The 15,376-nt window shown below is 43.1% G+C and carries 14 protein-coding genes; 7 read left to right on the plus strand and 7 right to left on the minus strand.

The features are described from left to right. From thrS to AAFX28_RS02240, 5 genes are all read right to left on the minus strand, one after another. Positions 1-1,929 (minus strand): threonine--tRNA ligase, encoded by a 1,929-nt coding sequence (thrS, locus tag AAFX28_RS02220; RefSeq protein WP_408685231.1) that lies wholly within the window; start codon positions 1,927-1,929, stop codon positions 1-3. 214 nt (positions 1,930-2,143) lie between these two features. Beyond that, on the minus strand, positions 2,144-3,640 hold the full coding sequence (locus AAFX28_RS02225; RefSeq protein WP_408685233.1) for an NAD(P)H-hydrate dehydratase: 1,497 nt from the start codon (positions 3,638-3,640) through the stop codon (positions 2,144-2,146). Positions 3,641-3,714: 74 nt separating this feature from the next. Further along, positions 3,715-4,152 (minus strand): PAS domain-containing protein, encoded by a 438-nt coding sequence (locus tag AAFX28_RS02230; RefSeq protein ID WP_408685234.1) that lies wholly within the window; start codon positions 4,150-4,152, stop codon positions 3,715-3,717. Further along, positions 4,152-5,156: a response regulator gene (locus AAFX28_RS02235; protein WP_408685236.1), complete on the minus strand. Its 1,005-nt coding sequence runs from the start codon at positions 5,154-5,156 to the stop codon at positions 4,152-4,154. Before AAFX28_RS02235 ends, AAFX28_RS02230 begins: the two co-directional genes overlap by 1 nt. A gap of 178 nt (positions 5,157-5,334) precedes the next feature. Next, a complete protein-coding gene (locus AAFX28_RS02240) occupies positions 5,335-5,796 on the minus strand; it encodes a TetR/AcrR family transcriptional regulator (protein WP_408685238.1) in 462 nt (153 codons plus the stop codon). A 506-nt stretch (positions 5,797-6,302) separates the two neighbouring features. Here AAFX28_RS02240 and AAFX28_RS02245 point away from each other — a divergent pair. Then, complete coding sequence (locus AAFX28_RS02245; protein WP_408685239.1) at positions 6,303-6,596, plus strand: YfcZ/YiiS family protein; 294 nt, start codon at positions 6,303-6,305, stop codon at positions 6,594-6,596. Between the two features lie 127 nt (positions 6,597-6,723). After that, complete coding sequence (locus tag AAFX28_RS02250; RefSeq protein ID WP_408685240.1) at positions 6,724-7,323, plus strand: hypothetical protein; 600 nt, start codon at positions 6,724-6,726, stop codon at positions 7,321-7,323. A 102-nt stretch (positions 7,324-7,425) separates the two neighbouring features. Here the strand turns inward: AAFX28_RS02250 and AAFX28_RS02255 are convergent, their stop codons facing one another. Continuing rightward, positions 7,426-8,529 carry a 1-acyl-sn-glycerol-3-phosphate acyltransferase gene (locus tag AAFX28_RS02255; protein WP_408685242.1) on the minus strand — a complete coding sequence of 368 codons (1,104 nt, stop codon included), beginning with the start codon at positions 8,527-8,529 and terminating at the stop codon, positions 7,426-7,428. A 188-nt stretch (positions 8,530-8,717) separates the two neighbouring features. On the opposite strand from AAFX28_RS02255, the gene AAFX28_RS02260 reads away from it, so the two are divergent. The 4 genes from AAFX28_RS02260 (at position 8,718) to AAFX28_RS02275 (ending at position 13,184) form a co-directional block, all read left to right on the plus strand. Then, complete coding sequence (locus tag AAFX28_RS02260) at positions 8,718-9,320, plus strand: AraC family transcriptional regulator (protein ID WP_408685243.1); 603 nt, start codon at positions 8,718-8,720, stop codon at positions 9,318-9,320. Positions 9,321-9,412: 92 nt separating this feature from the next. Then, complete coding sequence (locus AAFX28_RS02265) at positions 9,413-11,281, plus strand: methyl-accepting chemotaxis protein (RefSeq protein ID WP_408685245.1); 1,869 nt, start codon at positions 9,413-9,415, stop codon at positions 11,279-11,281. A 120-nt stretch (positions 11,282-11,401) separates the two neighbouring features. Further along, positions 11,402-12,049 (plus strand): DsbA family oxidoreductase, encoded by a 648-nt coding sequence (locus tag AAFX28_RS02270; protein WP_408685246.1) that lies wholly within the window; start codon positions 11,402-11,404, stop codon positions 12,047-12,049. Between the two features lie 214 nt (positions 12,050-12,263). Further along, entirely contained in the window at positions 12,264-13,184 is a 921-nt protein-coding gene (locus AAFX28_RS02275) for a M14 family metallocarboxypeptidase (protein WP_408686800.1), read from the plus strand. Positions 13,185-13,252: 68 nt separating this feature from the next. Here AAFX28_RS02275 and AAFX28_RS02280 read toward each other — a convergent pair whose 3' ends face one another. Then, on the minus strand, positions 13,253-13,681 hold the full coding sequence (locus AAFX28_RS02280) for a hypothetical protein (RefSeq protein WP_408685247.1): 429 nt from the start codon (positions 13,679-13,681) through the stop codon (positions 13,253-13,255). Between the two features lie 91 nt (positions 13,682-13,772). Between AAFX28_RS02280 and AAFX28_RS02285 the strand changes: the two genes are divergently transcribed. Next, positions 13,773-15,359: a CocE/NonD family hydrolase gene (locus AAFX28_RS02285; protein WP_408685248.1), complete on the plus strand. Its 1,587-nt coding sequence runs from the start codon at positions 13,773-13,775 to the stop codon at positions 15,357-15,359. Positions 15,360-15,376: the final 17 nt, after the last annotated feature.

Raw genomic sequence — 15,376 nt, forward strand, 5'->3', positions numbered from 1 at the left:
TTATTCCTCCAGATTGAGCTTACGGCTTGAAATCTCGTCTTGGATGTATGAAATAAAGTCATCCACTTTAAACTTGCCGAGATCTTTGCCTTTACGAGTACGTACTGCAATTTCGCCAGCTTCCATTTCTTGGTCGCCACAAACAAGCATAAACGGTACACGCTTCAAAGTGTGTTCGCGGATTTTAAAGCCAATCTTCTCATTTCTCAAGTCCGCTTTAGCTCTAATTCCACATTTTTGTAGTTTTTGTGCCACTTCCTGAACATAATCTGATTGTTTATCAGTAATGTTCATGATTACAGCCTGTTCTGGCGATAACCAAGTTGGGAAGAAGCCATAGTATTCTTCAATCAAAATACCAATGAATCGTTCTAGTGAACCTAAAATCGCACGGTGAATCATAACTGGCGTTTGACGCTCGTTATTTTCATCAACGTAAGTTGCACCTAGACGGCCTGGTAAGTTGAAGTCAAGCTGTACTGTACCACATTGCCATGCACGATCTAAACAGTCATGAAGAGTAAATTCAATCTTCGGACCGTAGAAAGCACCTTCGCCTTCTTGAATTTCGTATGGAATATCCATTGCTTCAAGAGACTGTTTAAGCGCTTCTTCAGATTGATCCCAGATCTCATCTGAACCAACACGCTTTTCAGGGCGAGTAGACAGCTTAACAACGATGTTGTCGAAACCAAATGTTTGGTATGTATCGTACACCATCTTGATGCAGCTAGTCACTTCATCTTGAATCTGGCTTTCAGTACAGAAAATGTGTGCATCATCCTGAGTGAAGCCACGAACACGCATAATACCGTGTAGAGCACCTGATGGCTCATTACGGTGACATGAACCAAACTCAGCCATACGCAATGGTAGATCACGGTACGACTTAAGACCTTGGTTAAAGATCTGTACGTGACCTGGACAGTTCATTGGCTTAAGCGCGTAGTCACGGTTCTCTGAAGAAGTCGTGAACATCGCTTCAGCGTACTTGTCCCAGTGACCTGAACGTTCCCAAAGAACGCGATCCATAATTAGTGGACCTTTCACTTCTTGGTAGCCGTACTCTGTCAGTTTTTCACGTACGAATACTTCTAGGTCACGGAAGATAGACCAACCATTATGGTGCCAGAATACCATACCTGGTGCTTCTTGCTGCATGTGGAATAGGTCTAACTGCTTACCAATTTTACGGTGGTCACGCTTCGCCGCTTCTTCTAGGCGAGTTAGGTGTGCTTTAAGCGCTTTTTTGTCGTGGAATGCAGTGCCGTAGATACGTTGTAGCATCTTGTTGTCACTGTTACCACGCCAGTATGCACCTGCTACGTTAAGTAGCGTAAAGTGCTGACAGAATCCCATATGTGGTACGTGAGGGCCACGACACATATCGATGTATTCTTCATGATGGTACAAGCCTGGACGATCATCACGAGATACGTTTTCGTCCAAGATTTCCATCTTGTATGTTTCACCGCGAGCTTCAAACGCATCGCGTGCTTCCTGCCAGCTTACCTTTTTCTTGATAACTTGGTATTTGGTCTTAGCCAACTCTTTCATACGCTTTTCGATCTTTTCTAGATCTTCTTGCGTTAGAGAATGCTCTAAATCGATATCGTAGTAGAAACCGTTATCGATAGTTGGACCAATCGCCATTTTTGCTTCAGGGAATAACTGCTTGATCGCATGACCTAGCAAGTGAGCACAAGAGTGGCGAACGATTTCTAGACCGTCTACTTCATCTTTTACTGTGATGATTTCAAGGCTTGCGTCTTGTTCAATAAGATCACACGCATCAACACGTTCGCCATCTACACGACCTGCGATGGTTGCTTTCGCAAGACCTGGACCGATAGATTGAGCAACTTCAAGAGTAGAAACTGGGTTGTCGAACTGACGCTGACTGCCGTCAGGAAGAGTAATAATAGGCATTAAAATATCCTTTACAGTGGTGTTGCACACCAAGCAACACATGCAATTTAAAACGAGTCTTTAATGAGAATTCAAAGATTAAAGACGAGAGTTCGTGTCCTTTTCTGCGCAAATACGGATGCACAATTCAGGAAAGAACGAGCATTGTAACGAAATAATGCGAAATAACAATCAAAGTCACAGAAGCGACGAAAAAAAGTTTATTTTTTAAGCATTACTCTGACCGTCCCCAGTGGTGAATTACCTCTCTAACTTCAGATATCACATCACTCGCAAGTAGACCGATTTGACCATGTCGCTGTGCTAAGTTATCAGCGGCAACACTATGTACCAGCACTCCGACTTTGGCTGCATCATTTAATGTAAGCCCCTGAGCTAACAATGCACCAATGATTCCAGTTAACACATCGCCCATTCCGCCAGTGGCCATTCCCGGGTTGCCTGCATTGCAGACGTTAATATCATGACCATCGCAGATAAGCGTACCCGCTCCTTTGAGCACCACTACTCCACCATATTTACTTTGCAGTTCAGTCACCGCTTGGAATCGGTTTTTCTCTACATCGACTACCTGACAGTCAAGCAATCTAGCAGCTTCACCCGGATGTGGTGTGATGATTCGTTGATGATCTATATATGGTGAATTAGCAAGAATATTCAATGCGTCCGCATCGACCACTTTTGATTTCGGAGATTGTTTACACGCGTGATACAGTTCGTGAGCCCATGCGTCTATTCCCAAGCCAGGACCTAATGCGATGGCGTCTGTTGTCGCCAAGGCCTCATGCAGTAGCGAGTCCCCTTCCCTTACCGAACGTGTCATGACTTCTGGGCAGCCTATTTGTAGAGGAAGAATGGAATTTTCATGACAAAGTACGCGAATTAAGCCTGCACCCGATCGCGCCGCCGCTGTAGCACACAAACGAATGGCTCCTGAATAACCCTCGTTGCCACCAAGGCAGAGTAAGCGTCCATGGTTTCCCTTGTGAGCCGTTGCTTTACGTCTTGGTAGCAAACCTATCGTCGATTCGACACTTAAAGTCAGTACTGAGTGAGCTATAAGTTGGTTAAACTCCTCTTCAACCCCTAATCCAGAAAAGTGCAGTTCTCCCACGACGTTTCGCGCTTGTCCTGTCAAAAGCCCTTGTTTGACACCGATAAAGGTAATCGTAGAGTCCGCTTTGATTGCCTGCCCTAAAATCGTTCCCGTATCGCTGCATAACCCTGATGGAATATCGATGGAAACAACTTTGGTATCGGTATCATTTATTTGTTCAATAATAGATTGAAGCGAAGTACGGACTTCACCACTCAGGCCTGTGCCAAGTAAGGCATCAACAATAAGGCTCGATTGCTCAGGCTCAAAGTGCTCAATTGACTTTATCTCACCACCGCAGTTTAACCACTCTTGTTTCGCTGTCTGCGCATCACCGGAGATCTTAGTTTCATCTCCACACAAGTATAGCTTTACGTCTACTCCATCGTTTTGAGCTAACCTGGCCACTACAAAGCCATCGCCGCCATTGTTGCCACAACCGCATAAAACAGAGAGTCGCTTTGCATCTGGATATCGATGTTGGATGTGATTGTAAGTAGCTTGGCCTGCACGTTGCATCAAAACATACATTTCAACACCGGCTTTTTGAGCCGCTAGCGATTCACCATGTTTGACCTGTTGAGCGGTATATAAACGAGAAGGGAGTCTATCCATTTGGGCATACTGTTTTGAGGTTTGTTTACAGCATATACAACAACACCAAGGATTACCTTGGCGTTGATTACAATTTATTGCTGTTTAGAAACCAGCGCTTCAGCGGTTGCATCTTGTATCGATAAGAACAAAGAGCGAATCTCACCGGTAGGAGTGCGCATTGGGTTCAAGGTGATATTTTGATACATAAAGTCCGCTTGTTGAGTAACAGGACGAACATTTCGACATTTAAAAAGGTATGGACGCTGCTGCCACGTAATAAAACTTCTACAGCCTAAGTCATACACTGGCTTGGTTTTGAGTTTAAACCAATCTTGTGGGATCTCAGGGAACAGCTCAAATAAAGATTTACCAATCGCATCATGAGACTGCACACCACTGTGGTGAGTCATGAAGCCATTCCATACTTGAACCTTGTAGTCTCTATCGATAACAACAAGCCCAAGATCGACGTTTTGTACCATATCCACCATCCAGTGGAATTGCTCAAATTCAGCAGGAAGATTCAACATTAAAAGTCCTCCATTAGGTACGAAAGTTTATTATCGAGTAGCGGTAGAGATTCATCGACAAACATAAACAGCAAATCACAGCGTATGCTCGTGCCGTCAATGTTATAACTCACTTCAAACGTCATGGTTTTTTGGAATGAACCACTCGTCGATTGAATAACCGAATCAATAGAGATGTGCTGACCTAACAACACTGGAGAGCTTTGAAAGAATCGAACTTCTGATTGTTCCCCTAAACCATTGAGGAATGAGCCAACTAGAATGTTCGAAACATCCATTAAAAGTTCTAACTCCTCTAGCTCTTCGCTATCAGCAGGGACTTTCATCAGTTTTTTAAGGTCAGAAACACTCGAATCACTTAATAGAACCAGCGCTTCACCTGCAATACCTTCACCACTAAAACCTTGGCAAACACCCGAGACTTGATCGTTTTCGGCCAGATCTCTTAGCGCCATATGAAGTTCACTTACCTCAAAGATATTAACGTTGGGTAAAGGTAGGTGAACAAACACATCAAAGTGTCTTGCCAGTGCATCTGCGGCACGACCGATCGAAACATTCGCGACTTCCATGTATATGTCGCGACGACGAAGAATAGGCAGTTCAACCGAAACAGGAGTAATAATTTGTGGACGGCTAGCAGGCTCAACAAGCTCTTTTAGAACCGCATTGAGCGCATTCTTATCGATGGGTTTTTGGATAAACGCTTTCGCACCAAGCGCCATAACGCGCTCTTTTGCTTTAGGCTGAATATCACCGGACACAACTACAACAGGAATATCAAGTTGACGCTTACCAATCTCTTCTAAGGTACCAAAACCATCTAGCTCAGGCATAGTAAGATCGAGGAACATCAACTTGAAGCTATTGGAAGATAACTGCTCTAGCGCGTCTAATCCGTGGACAGCAAAAGTGATGTCAGCGTTTAATGAAGCAGGCAACGAACGCGCCATCTGCTTTCTTGCTAAAGCGGAGTCATCACATATAAGAACGGGAAATGACATTCCTACACCTACATCTATTTATGAAGCTAATACATTCAGTCTAACAGATAGTAAGCGTATCAGATACTGCAACAGACACCTAGTCGGACGAGTCGAGTCTAATATCAAGGTTTTAAAAGAGAGAAGCGACTTACTGCAGACATAAAAAAACCTTCCGAAGAAGGTTTTTTTATTGTTTTTATTGGGCCATACGAATGATTGATTTACCAATCAACCACTCTAACTCTTTAGCACTACCTTCACCAAACTGGCTTTCTGTCATCTTATATAGACGATCAATGCCGTTGCTTGCGAACTCGTGTGTGCTCTGAGACGTAACGATATGGTGGAATAGCAAACGTAGGATTGCTAGGAACTCATCGCTGTCTAGCGCTGCAACCCAACTAGAAGAAAATTCTTCCAAGCCTTTGTTAAATTCTACGTGCTCTACGAACATCTTGAAAATACGTCCGTCTAGTGCAGCAGTAAAATCCGTTTTCTTAGGAAAATGGTGACTAATGCCCGTTCTAGATACACCAGTCTGCTGACTCAATGTCGTGTAAGACATTTTGTCATAACCTAGACGCAATAGTTGGTCTACAACTGCATCCATGATTTTCTGAATTGTAATTTCGGTATCTTCTTTACTACGCTTTGGCATGTTCAGGCTCTTCTCTCTGTAAATCCGTCTAACTCTTCATGAGTTTATTATCGACGCCTTAATAACTAGCTTCCTTGTCTGTCGACGCATTGTATAAGTGATATAAATTATCAATCTCAACGCAAAGACAGTAACACAATTAAACCGTACGGACCATCTAATTGTGGCGTAAACTAAATTTCCATAACTGCAATTATTTGCACAGTTTATAGAACCCTAAGGCATCATATGGTTCTTTATATAATTATGAAGGACCGATAATCTTACAAATCAGTAGTCCTTACAACTAACTGAATAGCATTCTGACGAGATAATGACATGAATTTTCGTAATTTATTGATCTTCGTCACACGCAAATAGGAGTAATTCGCAATTTAGCGGTCACTTTCCAACCAGACGTCAACATAGCATACTGATTTTTCAATGAAACCAGATGCGCTCGTTTTTATGGATAAGCTTCAAATTTCTCGGTAAAATGGCCCCATTATTTGTAAGAGGATATTGAGATGACCGCCGAACAAGAACAAGTATGCGAAGCATGTGGTTGCGCAGGTGAAATAGGCTTTATCATCAAAGAAGGTGATGATGTTGCTGAAGTAACCATCTATGCTGCGGGTCAAGCATTACTAGAGTCAGAGCTAGCTAAATACATCGAGCTCGCTAAGCAAGTGTGCGCTAACGTAAAATACGAAGTGACACCTATTGAAGAAGCTTCATCAGAACTGACGGCACGTTTCCAATTTGAAGTCAGCGCAGAAAAGTTAATCTTTGAACTAAAAACGCGCTCTTTAACACGCTAAATTGCACTCTTAATGCATTGCAAAACGGGCACTTGAGCCCGTTTTTTTGTACCTATCGTTTAGAACATTTGACCTTATGTCTCTTAGAACTCATATTGATTACGAATCTCCTTAGTGACTTAACTTTATGCTTCGCACATTTTCTTTAGCCTTATTGATTTGTTCTAGTGTGGCCGCAGTAGCTGTTCCGCTCGACCAGTTTCGAATTCTCAATCACCTCGATAACTATGGTAATCTCGACCTACGCAATAAACCCTATACTGAGCTTCCTGGTGGCTTAGCCATTAAAGGCAATTTGAATATGGCAAAAACGTCAATTAAAAGCCTTCCTGCTGGGATTGATATTCAAGGTAGCCTTGACGCATCCAACAGCCAATTAGAGCGCATTGCTAAAGGAGTCAATATAAGAGGATTCGCGAATCTATTAGGTTCAAACATTAAGAAATGGCCTCCTGGGATTAAAGTAGGCGGCTATATCAACTTCACTGATACTCCCTTACAGTCTCTTCCGCCCCGTTTTCGAGTCAAAGGCGATCTAAGCTTGATTCGCACGCCACTTGAGACTCTTCCTGAGGGCCTCACCGTCGACGGTAATCTGTATATAGGTGGGTCAAAGTTGACAGAGTTCCCCGACACTATGACAGTGAAAGGCAACATCTTTCTGGGAGGGAATCGCATTTCAAAGTGGCCAACTAACCTCACTTTGGGTGGTGCTGTTGCACCTTAGCGTATTTCAGAATGAAAAACTAAAAGCCAAAGTGGATTACTCAGCTAGATACAAAGAAGCCTCACTATATTAGTGAGGCTTCATCTATATTAATTCAATCTACTACGCAGGTTGATTTTTAACTGGGTTAGCGTAGCTTGCCACCAAATATGGCTGAGCACCTTCCGGTAACAGGTTAAGTTTTTCCGCTAGTTTAGCTTTGACTTGATCTTCAACTTGTTCATTACCCGCGGCCAATTCATTAATTGGGAACAACTTGTAGTTCGCATGAACTTGACGGTCAATTTCTTCTGCTAACGCTTCTGGTGTTTCAAAGTCTTGCTCAATCACATCACCAAATGCCACATGAACACGTCCTTTGTCACCAATGATGCCCTGAATAATGCTTTCAATATCTTCAAATTCGCCTTTTTCGTAGCTGCCTACAGACTCTTTCGCATGAAGTTCCAAAGCTTTCGCAATATCACATGGATCATTCTCGTAAGAGATAGATACAGGAACAATTCTTAACGATTTCACATAATCAGCAAACGCGACTTTCTGTTTACGACCTTCAACATGGAACATTTTCAAGATTGCTGGATCAGTGAAATCATTTCCATCTTTAGCACGGCCTTCTTTCTGAGCAATCCAAATTGAATGACCCGTATCCAACGAATGTTTGATGTAGCCAGATAATGTACCCAGCGCCTTCATCATTTCACGAGGACCTTTGGCAGAGCGCTTAACAATGAAGCTTTTATTTAACTTCATGAGCTCAGTCGCACATGGTTTCTTTAATAAGTTATCACCAATCGCAATACGAACTGTCTTATGACCATTTTGGTACAAACCATAGTTCACAAGCGCAGGATCCATTGCGATGTCGCGGTGGTTAGAGACAAACAAGTACGCTTGCTTAGGATCAAGCTCATCCAGACCACTATAACTCACACCGTTTGTTGTCGACTTCAACGTTTGGTCTAGATATTTCTTCACTTCTGATTGAATCGTTTCAACTGAGTTCAGTTTAGACCACTTCATCTTCAAGTAGACTTTTACAACAGGTGACATTAACGCTTTAAACCAACCAGCATGGTTAGAAAAACGATGCTGTAGAATTGCGCTAATGAATTCTTCATCATTAACTAGACGGTCAATCGCCGCCGGAATCTCTTCGTCATTGTAAGGACGAATTTCAATAAATGGGTCTGTATTTGTCGTCATTATTTTAGTCAGTAAATAGAAAGCGCGACTATTCTACGCATAGAAACGTCTCTTGGCAGCTATAGTTCTCGCAGATTTAACAAGGTCAGACCAGAGCATTTATCGCTTTTTGACACATTGATTGCCTAAAGTTGGCTTTTTCATCAAGAAACGTTAACCTTAGCGCCCCAAAACTGACGAGCGACAACATGCACTACGCGATTTCTTACCAATCCGAACAGAATGATTTTCTTATTTGTACTCCACGCAGAAAATCTCTTAAACATAAGTTAATTTGTGTTCGACAAGGTTTGGTGTTGGTAAAGCTAGGCAAGCATGAGTTTGCAATCGAACCAAATCAGCTGTTTTGGTTGCCTTTTGATACGCTTACGTCTCTCACTTATACGCCGAATACTATCGTCGACACCATTGAATTGTCGTCTCGCGTTTCTTTCCCATTGCCAACGCAAGCAGGATTTGTCAAAGCAAACGAATTAGTTAGTGCGCTCCTAAACCGTTTAAAAGACTATGCTGAACAAAGAGACAAACAGGTCGATTTACTCACGGTACTTAAGCACGAGCTCAGCGAAATCAACCCGACATTGAAAGAGAGCAAGTTAAGCAAGCAGATCAGTCAATGGCGGTTCGACAATGAATCACCTCTAGAAACCGAGTTGCAACTTGTACTAAGAGTGAGAGAGGCGAACAAACAGATGCAATCAGGTAAAAAGCGTCCAGCAGTTGTGGAAATGCTATTTGATGGCAATGAATCTCTTTTTGCAGGCTTAGAAAAAGCCGTTTTAGGACGCTAATTGATAGAAAAGTTGTAGATTTTCTGGCTGAACCTTCATTTCATAACTATAAATCTATAGATAACAACCCAATCTATAGAAAGGACTCTGGGATGAAATTCAGCCATAAGATAGTGGCCGCGTCGTCTGTTTTGCTTTTAGTCACGGTTACACTTTTAACGCTTCAGCAATATTATACCGTCCAAAGTGAAATCAGAAACCAAGTGACTTCTAGCGTCACTGAAATTGTTGATGGTGTTCGCGATACAACGGCTGCAGAGATAAACAGCCGCAAGGCTATTGCTTCTTATGCGACTAGCATGCTTGAGGTAGACCTTTCTCCTGATGCTATCACTTCCGTCATTACCCGCCCTGTAGTGAAAAACACCTTTCTTCTTGTTGGATTAGGGTTTGAGAAAGACGGTTCCAATATCAATAATGATCCCTCTTGGAATCCAGGACCTACTTGGGACCCTCGCGTTCGCCCTTGGTATAAAGACGCGAAGAACTCAGGAAAACTCGTAATTACTGCCCCATATGCAGATTCAGCAACAGGGGAAATACTGGTATCGATTGCGACCCCTGTTCGAGACAATGGCCAGTTTATCGGCGCAATTTTCTATGATGTAAGTTTGGCTGCATTGGCAGAGGTCGTGAACAAAGTTCAACTATTTAATGCTGGTTATGTGTTTATTGTTGCTGGTGACGGTACGACTATCGCCCACCCGACCACTGAGTTTAACGGTAAGCCGATGAGTGAGTTTTTAGGTTATGCTCCGATTCAAGATCAACCCCAACAAACAAATATCGACGGACAAGAATACACCTTAGATTTTTCTAAAGTACCAGGAGAGGATTGGTACATCGGTGTTGTCCTTGATGAAAGTATCGCGTACCAATCTCTTGCCGATCTTCGTAATAGCTCAATTATTTACTCTATCATCGCATTACTGATCAGTATTGTTGTACTTTTGCTCCTCATCCGAACCTTAATGAAACCGCTCGACGCTCTCAGCGATGCCATACAGGATGTCGCTTCCGGTCAAGGGGACCTCACCCAGCGCTTAAACACCGACACAGACAAAGAGTTCTCGATACTTGCATCAGGGTTTAACCAATTCACCCAATCACTTCAACAGCAAATCACCCAGTCAAAGGCAATTGGCTCTGAAATTTTACGCGGTTCAGAAATGACGTCACATGGACTTCAAGAATCAGCTTCCGCTATGCAAGAGCAACTTCATGAACTTGAACAACTGGCAACAGCAATGCACGAAATGGCAACCACATCCGGTGATGTCGCGAATAATGCTCAAGGAGCAGCGGCAGCAGCAAGAGAAGCTGACGAAGCCACCAGTCTTGGAACATCTGTTGTCGGCGAAACCACCAGCGCCATTGATAATCTGTCTCAGAAGATTGATGAAGCCGTTGAAGAAGTGAAGGTTTTAGAATCAGCAACGGACAACATTGAAACCATTTTAAAAGTAATTAACGATATCGCCGATCAAACCAACCTATTAGCACTCAATGCGGCGATTGAGGCTGCGCGTGCCGGTGATTCAGGACGTGGTTTCGCCGTGGTTGCAGACGAAGTACGTACACTTGCCCAACGAACTCAAGAGTCAACGACTGAAATACGTAATATGATCGAACAATTGCAAGCAGGCGCAAGTTCGGTCGCTAATGCAATGAGCATGAGTAAAGGCACTGCTGAAAACGCAGTAGAGAGAGCTCAAGAAGCGAACATAGCATTAGAAAGCATTCGAGACGCGATTCAGCGAATCAGTGACATGAACATTCAAATTGCATCAGCGGCTGAAGAGCAAAGCTTAGTGGCAGAAGAAATCAACAGTAATACGGTGAAGATAAAAGATCTCTCAACCCAAGTATCAGATGCTGCGGACAACGCCAACATAGCGATGCAAGCTCAAACCGAAAACATTCGAGAACAAGATGCCATCTTGAACAAATTTACGGTTTAGAACTCAAATTAATCACTGCATCACCTTTTTGCAGACATAAATATCGAAAAGGTGATCGATTTAGTAAAATTCTCGACTTGGCACATTTATACTTAATGCTTGCCATACGAGGAGCCAGTAATGAATAAAGTTCGTATCGATATTGTTTCTGATGTCGTTTGCCCATGGTGCATCATTGGCTATAAACGCCTTGAAACTGCACTCGCAACACTAGAAGACAGTGTAGAAGCAGATATCCAATGGCATCCTTTTGAACTCAACCCTGCGATGCCCCCTGAAGGACAAAATCTTCGAGAGCACCTGAAAGAGAAGTACGGTACAACCGACGAAGCAAGTATTTCAGCTCGTGAAACCCTAACGTCTCTTGGCCAAGAAGTAGGATTCAATTTCCAGTTCAACGATGAAATGCGCATCTATAACACTCGCAAAGCGCACCAACTGTTAATGTGGGCGCAGAGTGAAGGCAAGCAATTCGACCTAGAACTCATACTATTCCAGGCTTATTTCTCTGAAGGTAGAAATATTGCCGATCCTGACGTACTCATCGCCTGCGCTGAATCTGTCGGACTTGACGCAGAAACCGTAAAAAGTGTCATCAATGATGAATCATGGGCTGAAGCCGTTGCGACCACTGAACAACAATGGCTTGAAGCTGGCATAAATGCTGTTCCAGCCATCATCATAAACAGAAAACATCTTATTTCTGGAGCGCAAACTACAGACCTTCTTGTTTCTGCTATTGAGCAAATCATCCAATCTGGTGAATAGGCCTCATTTGTCTACTCACGTTTTTCATTGAAGCGGTGCATCATTTCACCATTACACCTGTAACTACGCGCAGGTGTGATGTCAGAGCTCAGTTAATCTTATCCGTTCTGCCTGATAATATTTGCCTGTCAGTATCGAGCACTTTATGCTGTTCGACGTTTATCTACACAACTACTTTAACTTACAACTTTCACATAATAACAAAGGCAAGGTAATGCGCAGTACTTACACTTATCCAATCGGCACTCCTGGTGAAAAATGGGGCGACGCTGAGCGAGTTGCTTGGCGTGAGCAAACCACCATCAAACGTGAATACCAACAAGAAGTCGTTCCTAAAATTAGAGCACTTAGTGAAAAGTTTACTGTAGAACAGTATGGCGCCCTTTCTTATGACGAACAGCGCTACCCTTTGCTATGCATAAAATCAAACAACTGGGACGCTGCTAAGCCAATCGTACTGGTTACCGGCGGTGTTCATGGTTACGAGACCAGCGGCGTTCATGGCGCACTAAAATTCGCGGCTAACGAAATGGAGCGATACACTGAGCACTTCAATATCATCATCGCACCATGTGTCAGCCCTTGGGGATATGAAACGATCAACCGTTGGAATCCACTTGCACTTGATCCAAACCGTTCTTTCTACCAAGACTCACCAGCCGAAGAGTCAGCGAACCTGATGAAATTGGTTTCGTCACTTGGCAGAGAAGTTTTAGTGCATATCGATCTGCATGAAACTACCGATACCGATGAAACTGAGTTCCGCCCTGCTCTAGCCGCTCGTGATGGCATTGAATACATCGAAGGCATGATTCCAGATGGTTTCTACACCGTTGGCGACACAGAAAACCCGCAATCTGATTTTCAAGCAGCGGTCATTGAGTCAGTCTCTAAGGTAACGCACATTGCTCCTGCTGATGATAAAGGCGAGATCATTGGTTCAAAGGTGGTACAGCATGGCGTGATCAATTACCCAATGGTTAAACTTGGTCTATGTGGTGGTGTGACAACTTGCCAATTCGGTACGACTACAGAAGTGTATCCAGATAGCCCAAAAGTGACCGACGAAGAGTGTAATGATGCTCAAGTCGCAGCGATTGTGGGTGGTCTAGATTATGTTCTAAAACACGGCTAATCGCTTTACCAGACATACAATGACTCCGTCAGCATTGGAGTCATTGATGTTACTGACTTAACGACTGTTTACCGAACCGTTAATTCTAATAAGGTCGCTTTAAACGCTTCGAAGCGCTCTTTGCCCACTTTCTCAATCTGCTTTTGCTCAATATCATTCAAAATATCAAACAAGATCGAGTGAAGTTCTTGGCCTTTCTCTGTCACCATTGGCACTTTATCGCGTTTACTGTTTGGCGCAGGGACGAGCTCTATAACGCCAAACTCTACCAAACGTGACAGAGATTTATGGATAGACTGCCGAGAAATTCCTGCCATTTTCGCATACTCGCTCAAGCTGATAACTTGGCGTGAAACCATCATAAACACCTTACCATCAGCGGGCCTGATGTTTGCGAACTCGGTTTCGTTCAAAGCCTCCCTCATATCCCCTTCCATCATGAAATAGAGGTCGCTCACTAGCCCTTTGATATTGGCTTTATCCAAATTAACTTTCAAATTGTCACCCTAAGTTGACATTTTTTCCACATATTTGCCATTATGGTTAATGTCAACCAAGGGTGACAATTAAATATTTGGAGAAAAACAAATGAAAAAAGCTATTTTATCAGCGCTTGTGGCTTGCGTCATTGCACCAGTGACTTTTGCAGAGGAGATCTACGCTGGTGTAGATATGACCAAGGATGTAGAGATAAAAACGAGTGCGGGCTATACACTAAAAGGAAACCTATTTAAGCCCACAGCAGAAGGTGAATACCCAGTCATCGTTACTATGACCCCTTATGGCAAAGACAAAGAGCCACACTATGGACCAGAGGACGGCATCATCGACGCTTCGGAATATGCAGCATATGAAGCGTTAGACCCTAAATTCTGGGTTCCTAATGGTTATGCTCTGCTTGTTGTTGACACTACTGGCATGAACAACAGTGAAGGTCAGTTCTCTCTATTTACAAACCAAGAAGCAAAAGACTACTACGACGTCATTGAATGGGCTGGAACGCAAGAATGGAGTAACGGTGCAGTCTCGACTTCTGGTGTTTCATATCTTGCTATGAACCAATGGAAAGTAGCAGCCATGAATCCACCTCACCTTAAAGCAATTATGCCTTGGCATGGTATGTCTAATATCTATCGCGACATGATGCACACTGGTGGAATTCAAGAAACGAACTTCTTTAGTTATTGGTATGGAAAGATCATCACCGGTAACGCGAGCGCTCCACTCCCAGATGCCGTGAACTATCAACAAAATAATCCGATCTACAATGATACCTACGCGCAGCAAGTAGCGGACCTTTCAAAGATCACCGTTCCAACCTATATCGGTGCGGCATGGAGTGATAACGGACTCCATTTATCAGGAACAGTCAAAGCATTTGAACGAATTGCATCCGAAGATAAATGGCTTGAGATCACTGGCCGCAAGAAGTGGGAGCAATACTATACATGGGGAGCTCAAAATCGAATGTTAGAGTTTGCTGACCACTACCTTAAAGGGCAAGACAATGGCTGGGAAGAAACCCCTCAGCTTCGCTACGAGCTTATGGACTCCTACTATCTAGGTGAAGAAAAGTACGCAGAATCTTTCCCTTTACCTAATACTCAGTATCAAAAGTTTTATGTTAATGCAGACAAACTGACCGCAGCCAGCACGAGTAAAAGTCAGCAAGTGCTTATCAGCGATGATCAACCTGTTCGATTCAATTACACATTTACTCAAGACACAGAAGTTACGGGTCAGGTTAAAACACAATTATTTGTTCAAACCACACAAGGTAATGACTTAGATATCTTTGTTGAAGCAGAAAAACTGGATGCAAATGGTAATAAAATAAACTTCCCAATCTTTGGTTCAGATGATGGTGGTTTTACATTTGGTATGCTGAGAGCCTCTCAACGTGAACTAGACAGTGAGTTTTCAACCGATACGCTGCCTGAATACACATTCAACAACCCACAATATCTAAAGCAAGGTGAAGTGGTTAAGTTAGATGTAGCGCTATCGCCAACAAGTGTAAAGTTTAAAGCTGGCGAAACGTTGAGCTTGGTTATCTCGCAAAACGACATTAACTCGAAGAAAGCGAAACATGCTAAGACAGTGACTGAAGGAGACATTATCTTAAGCACTGGCGGCGAGTATAGCTCTTATCTACAACTACCAATTATCAAGTAATTGGATTATTGGGTACC

Origin of the sequence: Vibrio sp. TBV020 (genome assembly GCF_046056895.1) — a bacterium.
Lineage (GTDB): Bacteria > Pseudomonadota > Gammaproteobacteria > Enterobacterales > Vibrionaceae > Vibrio.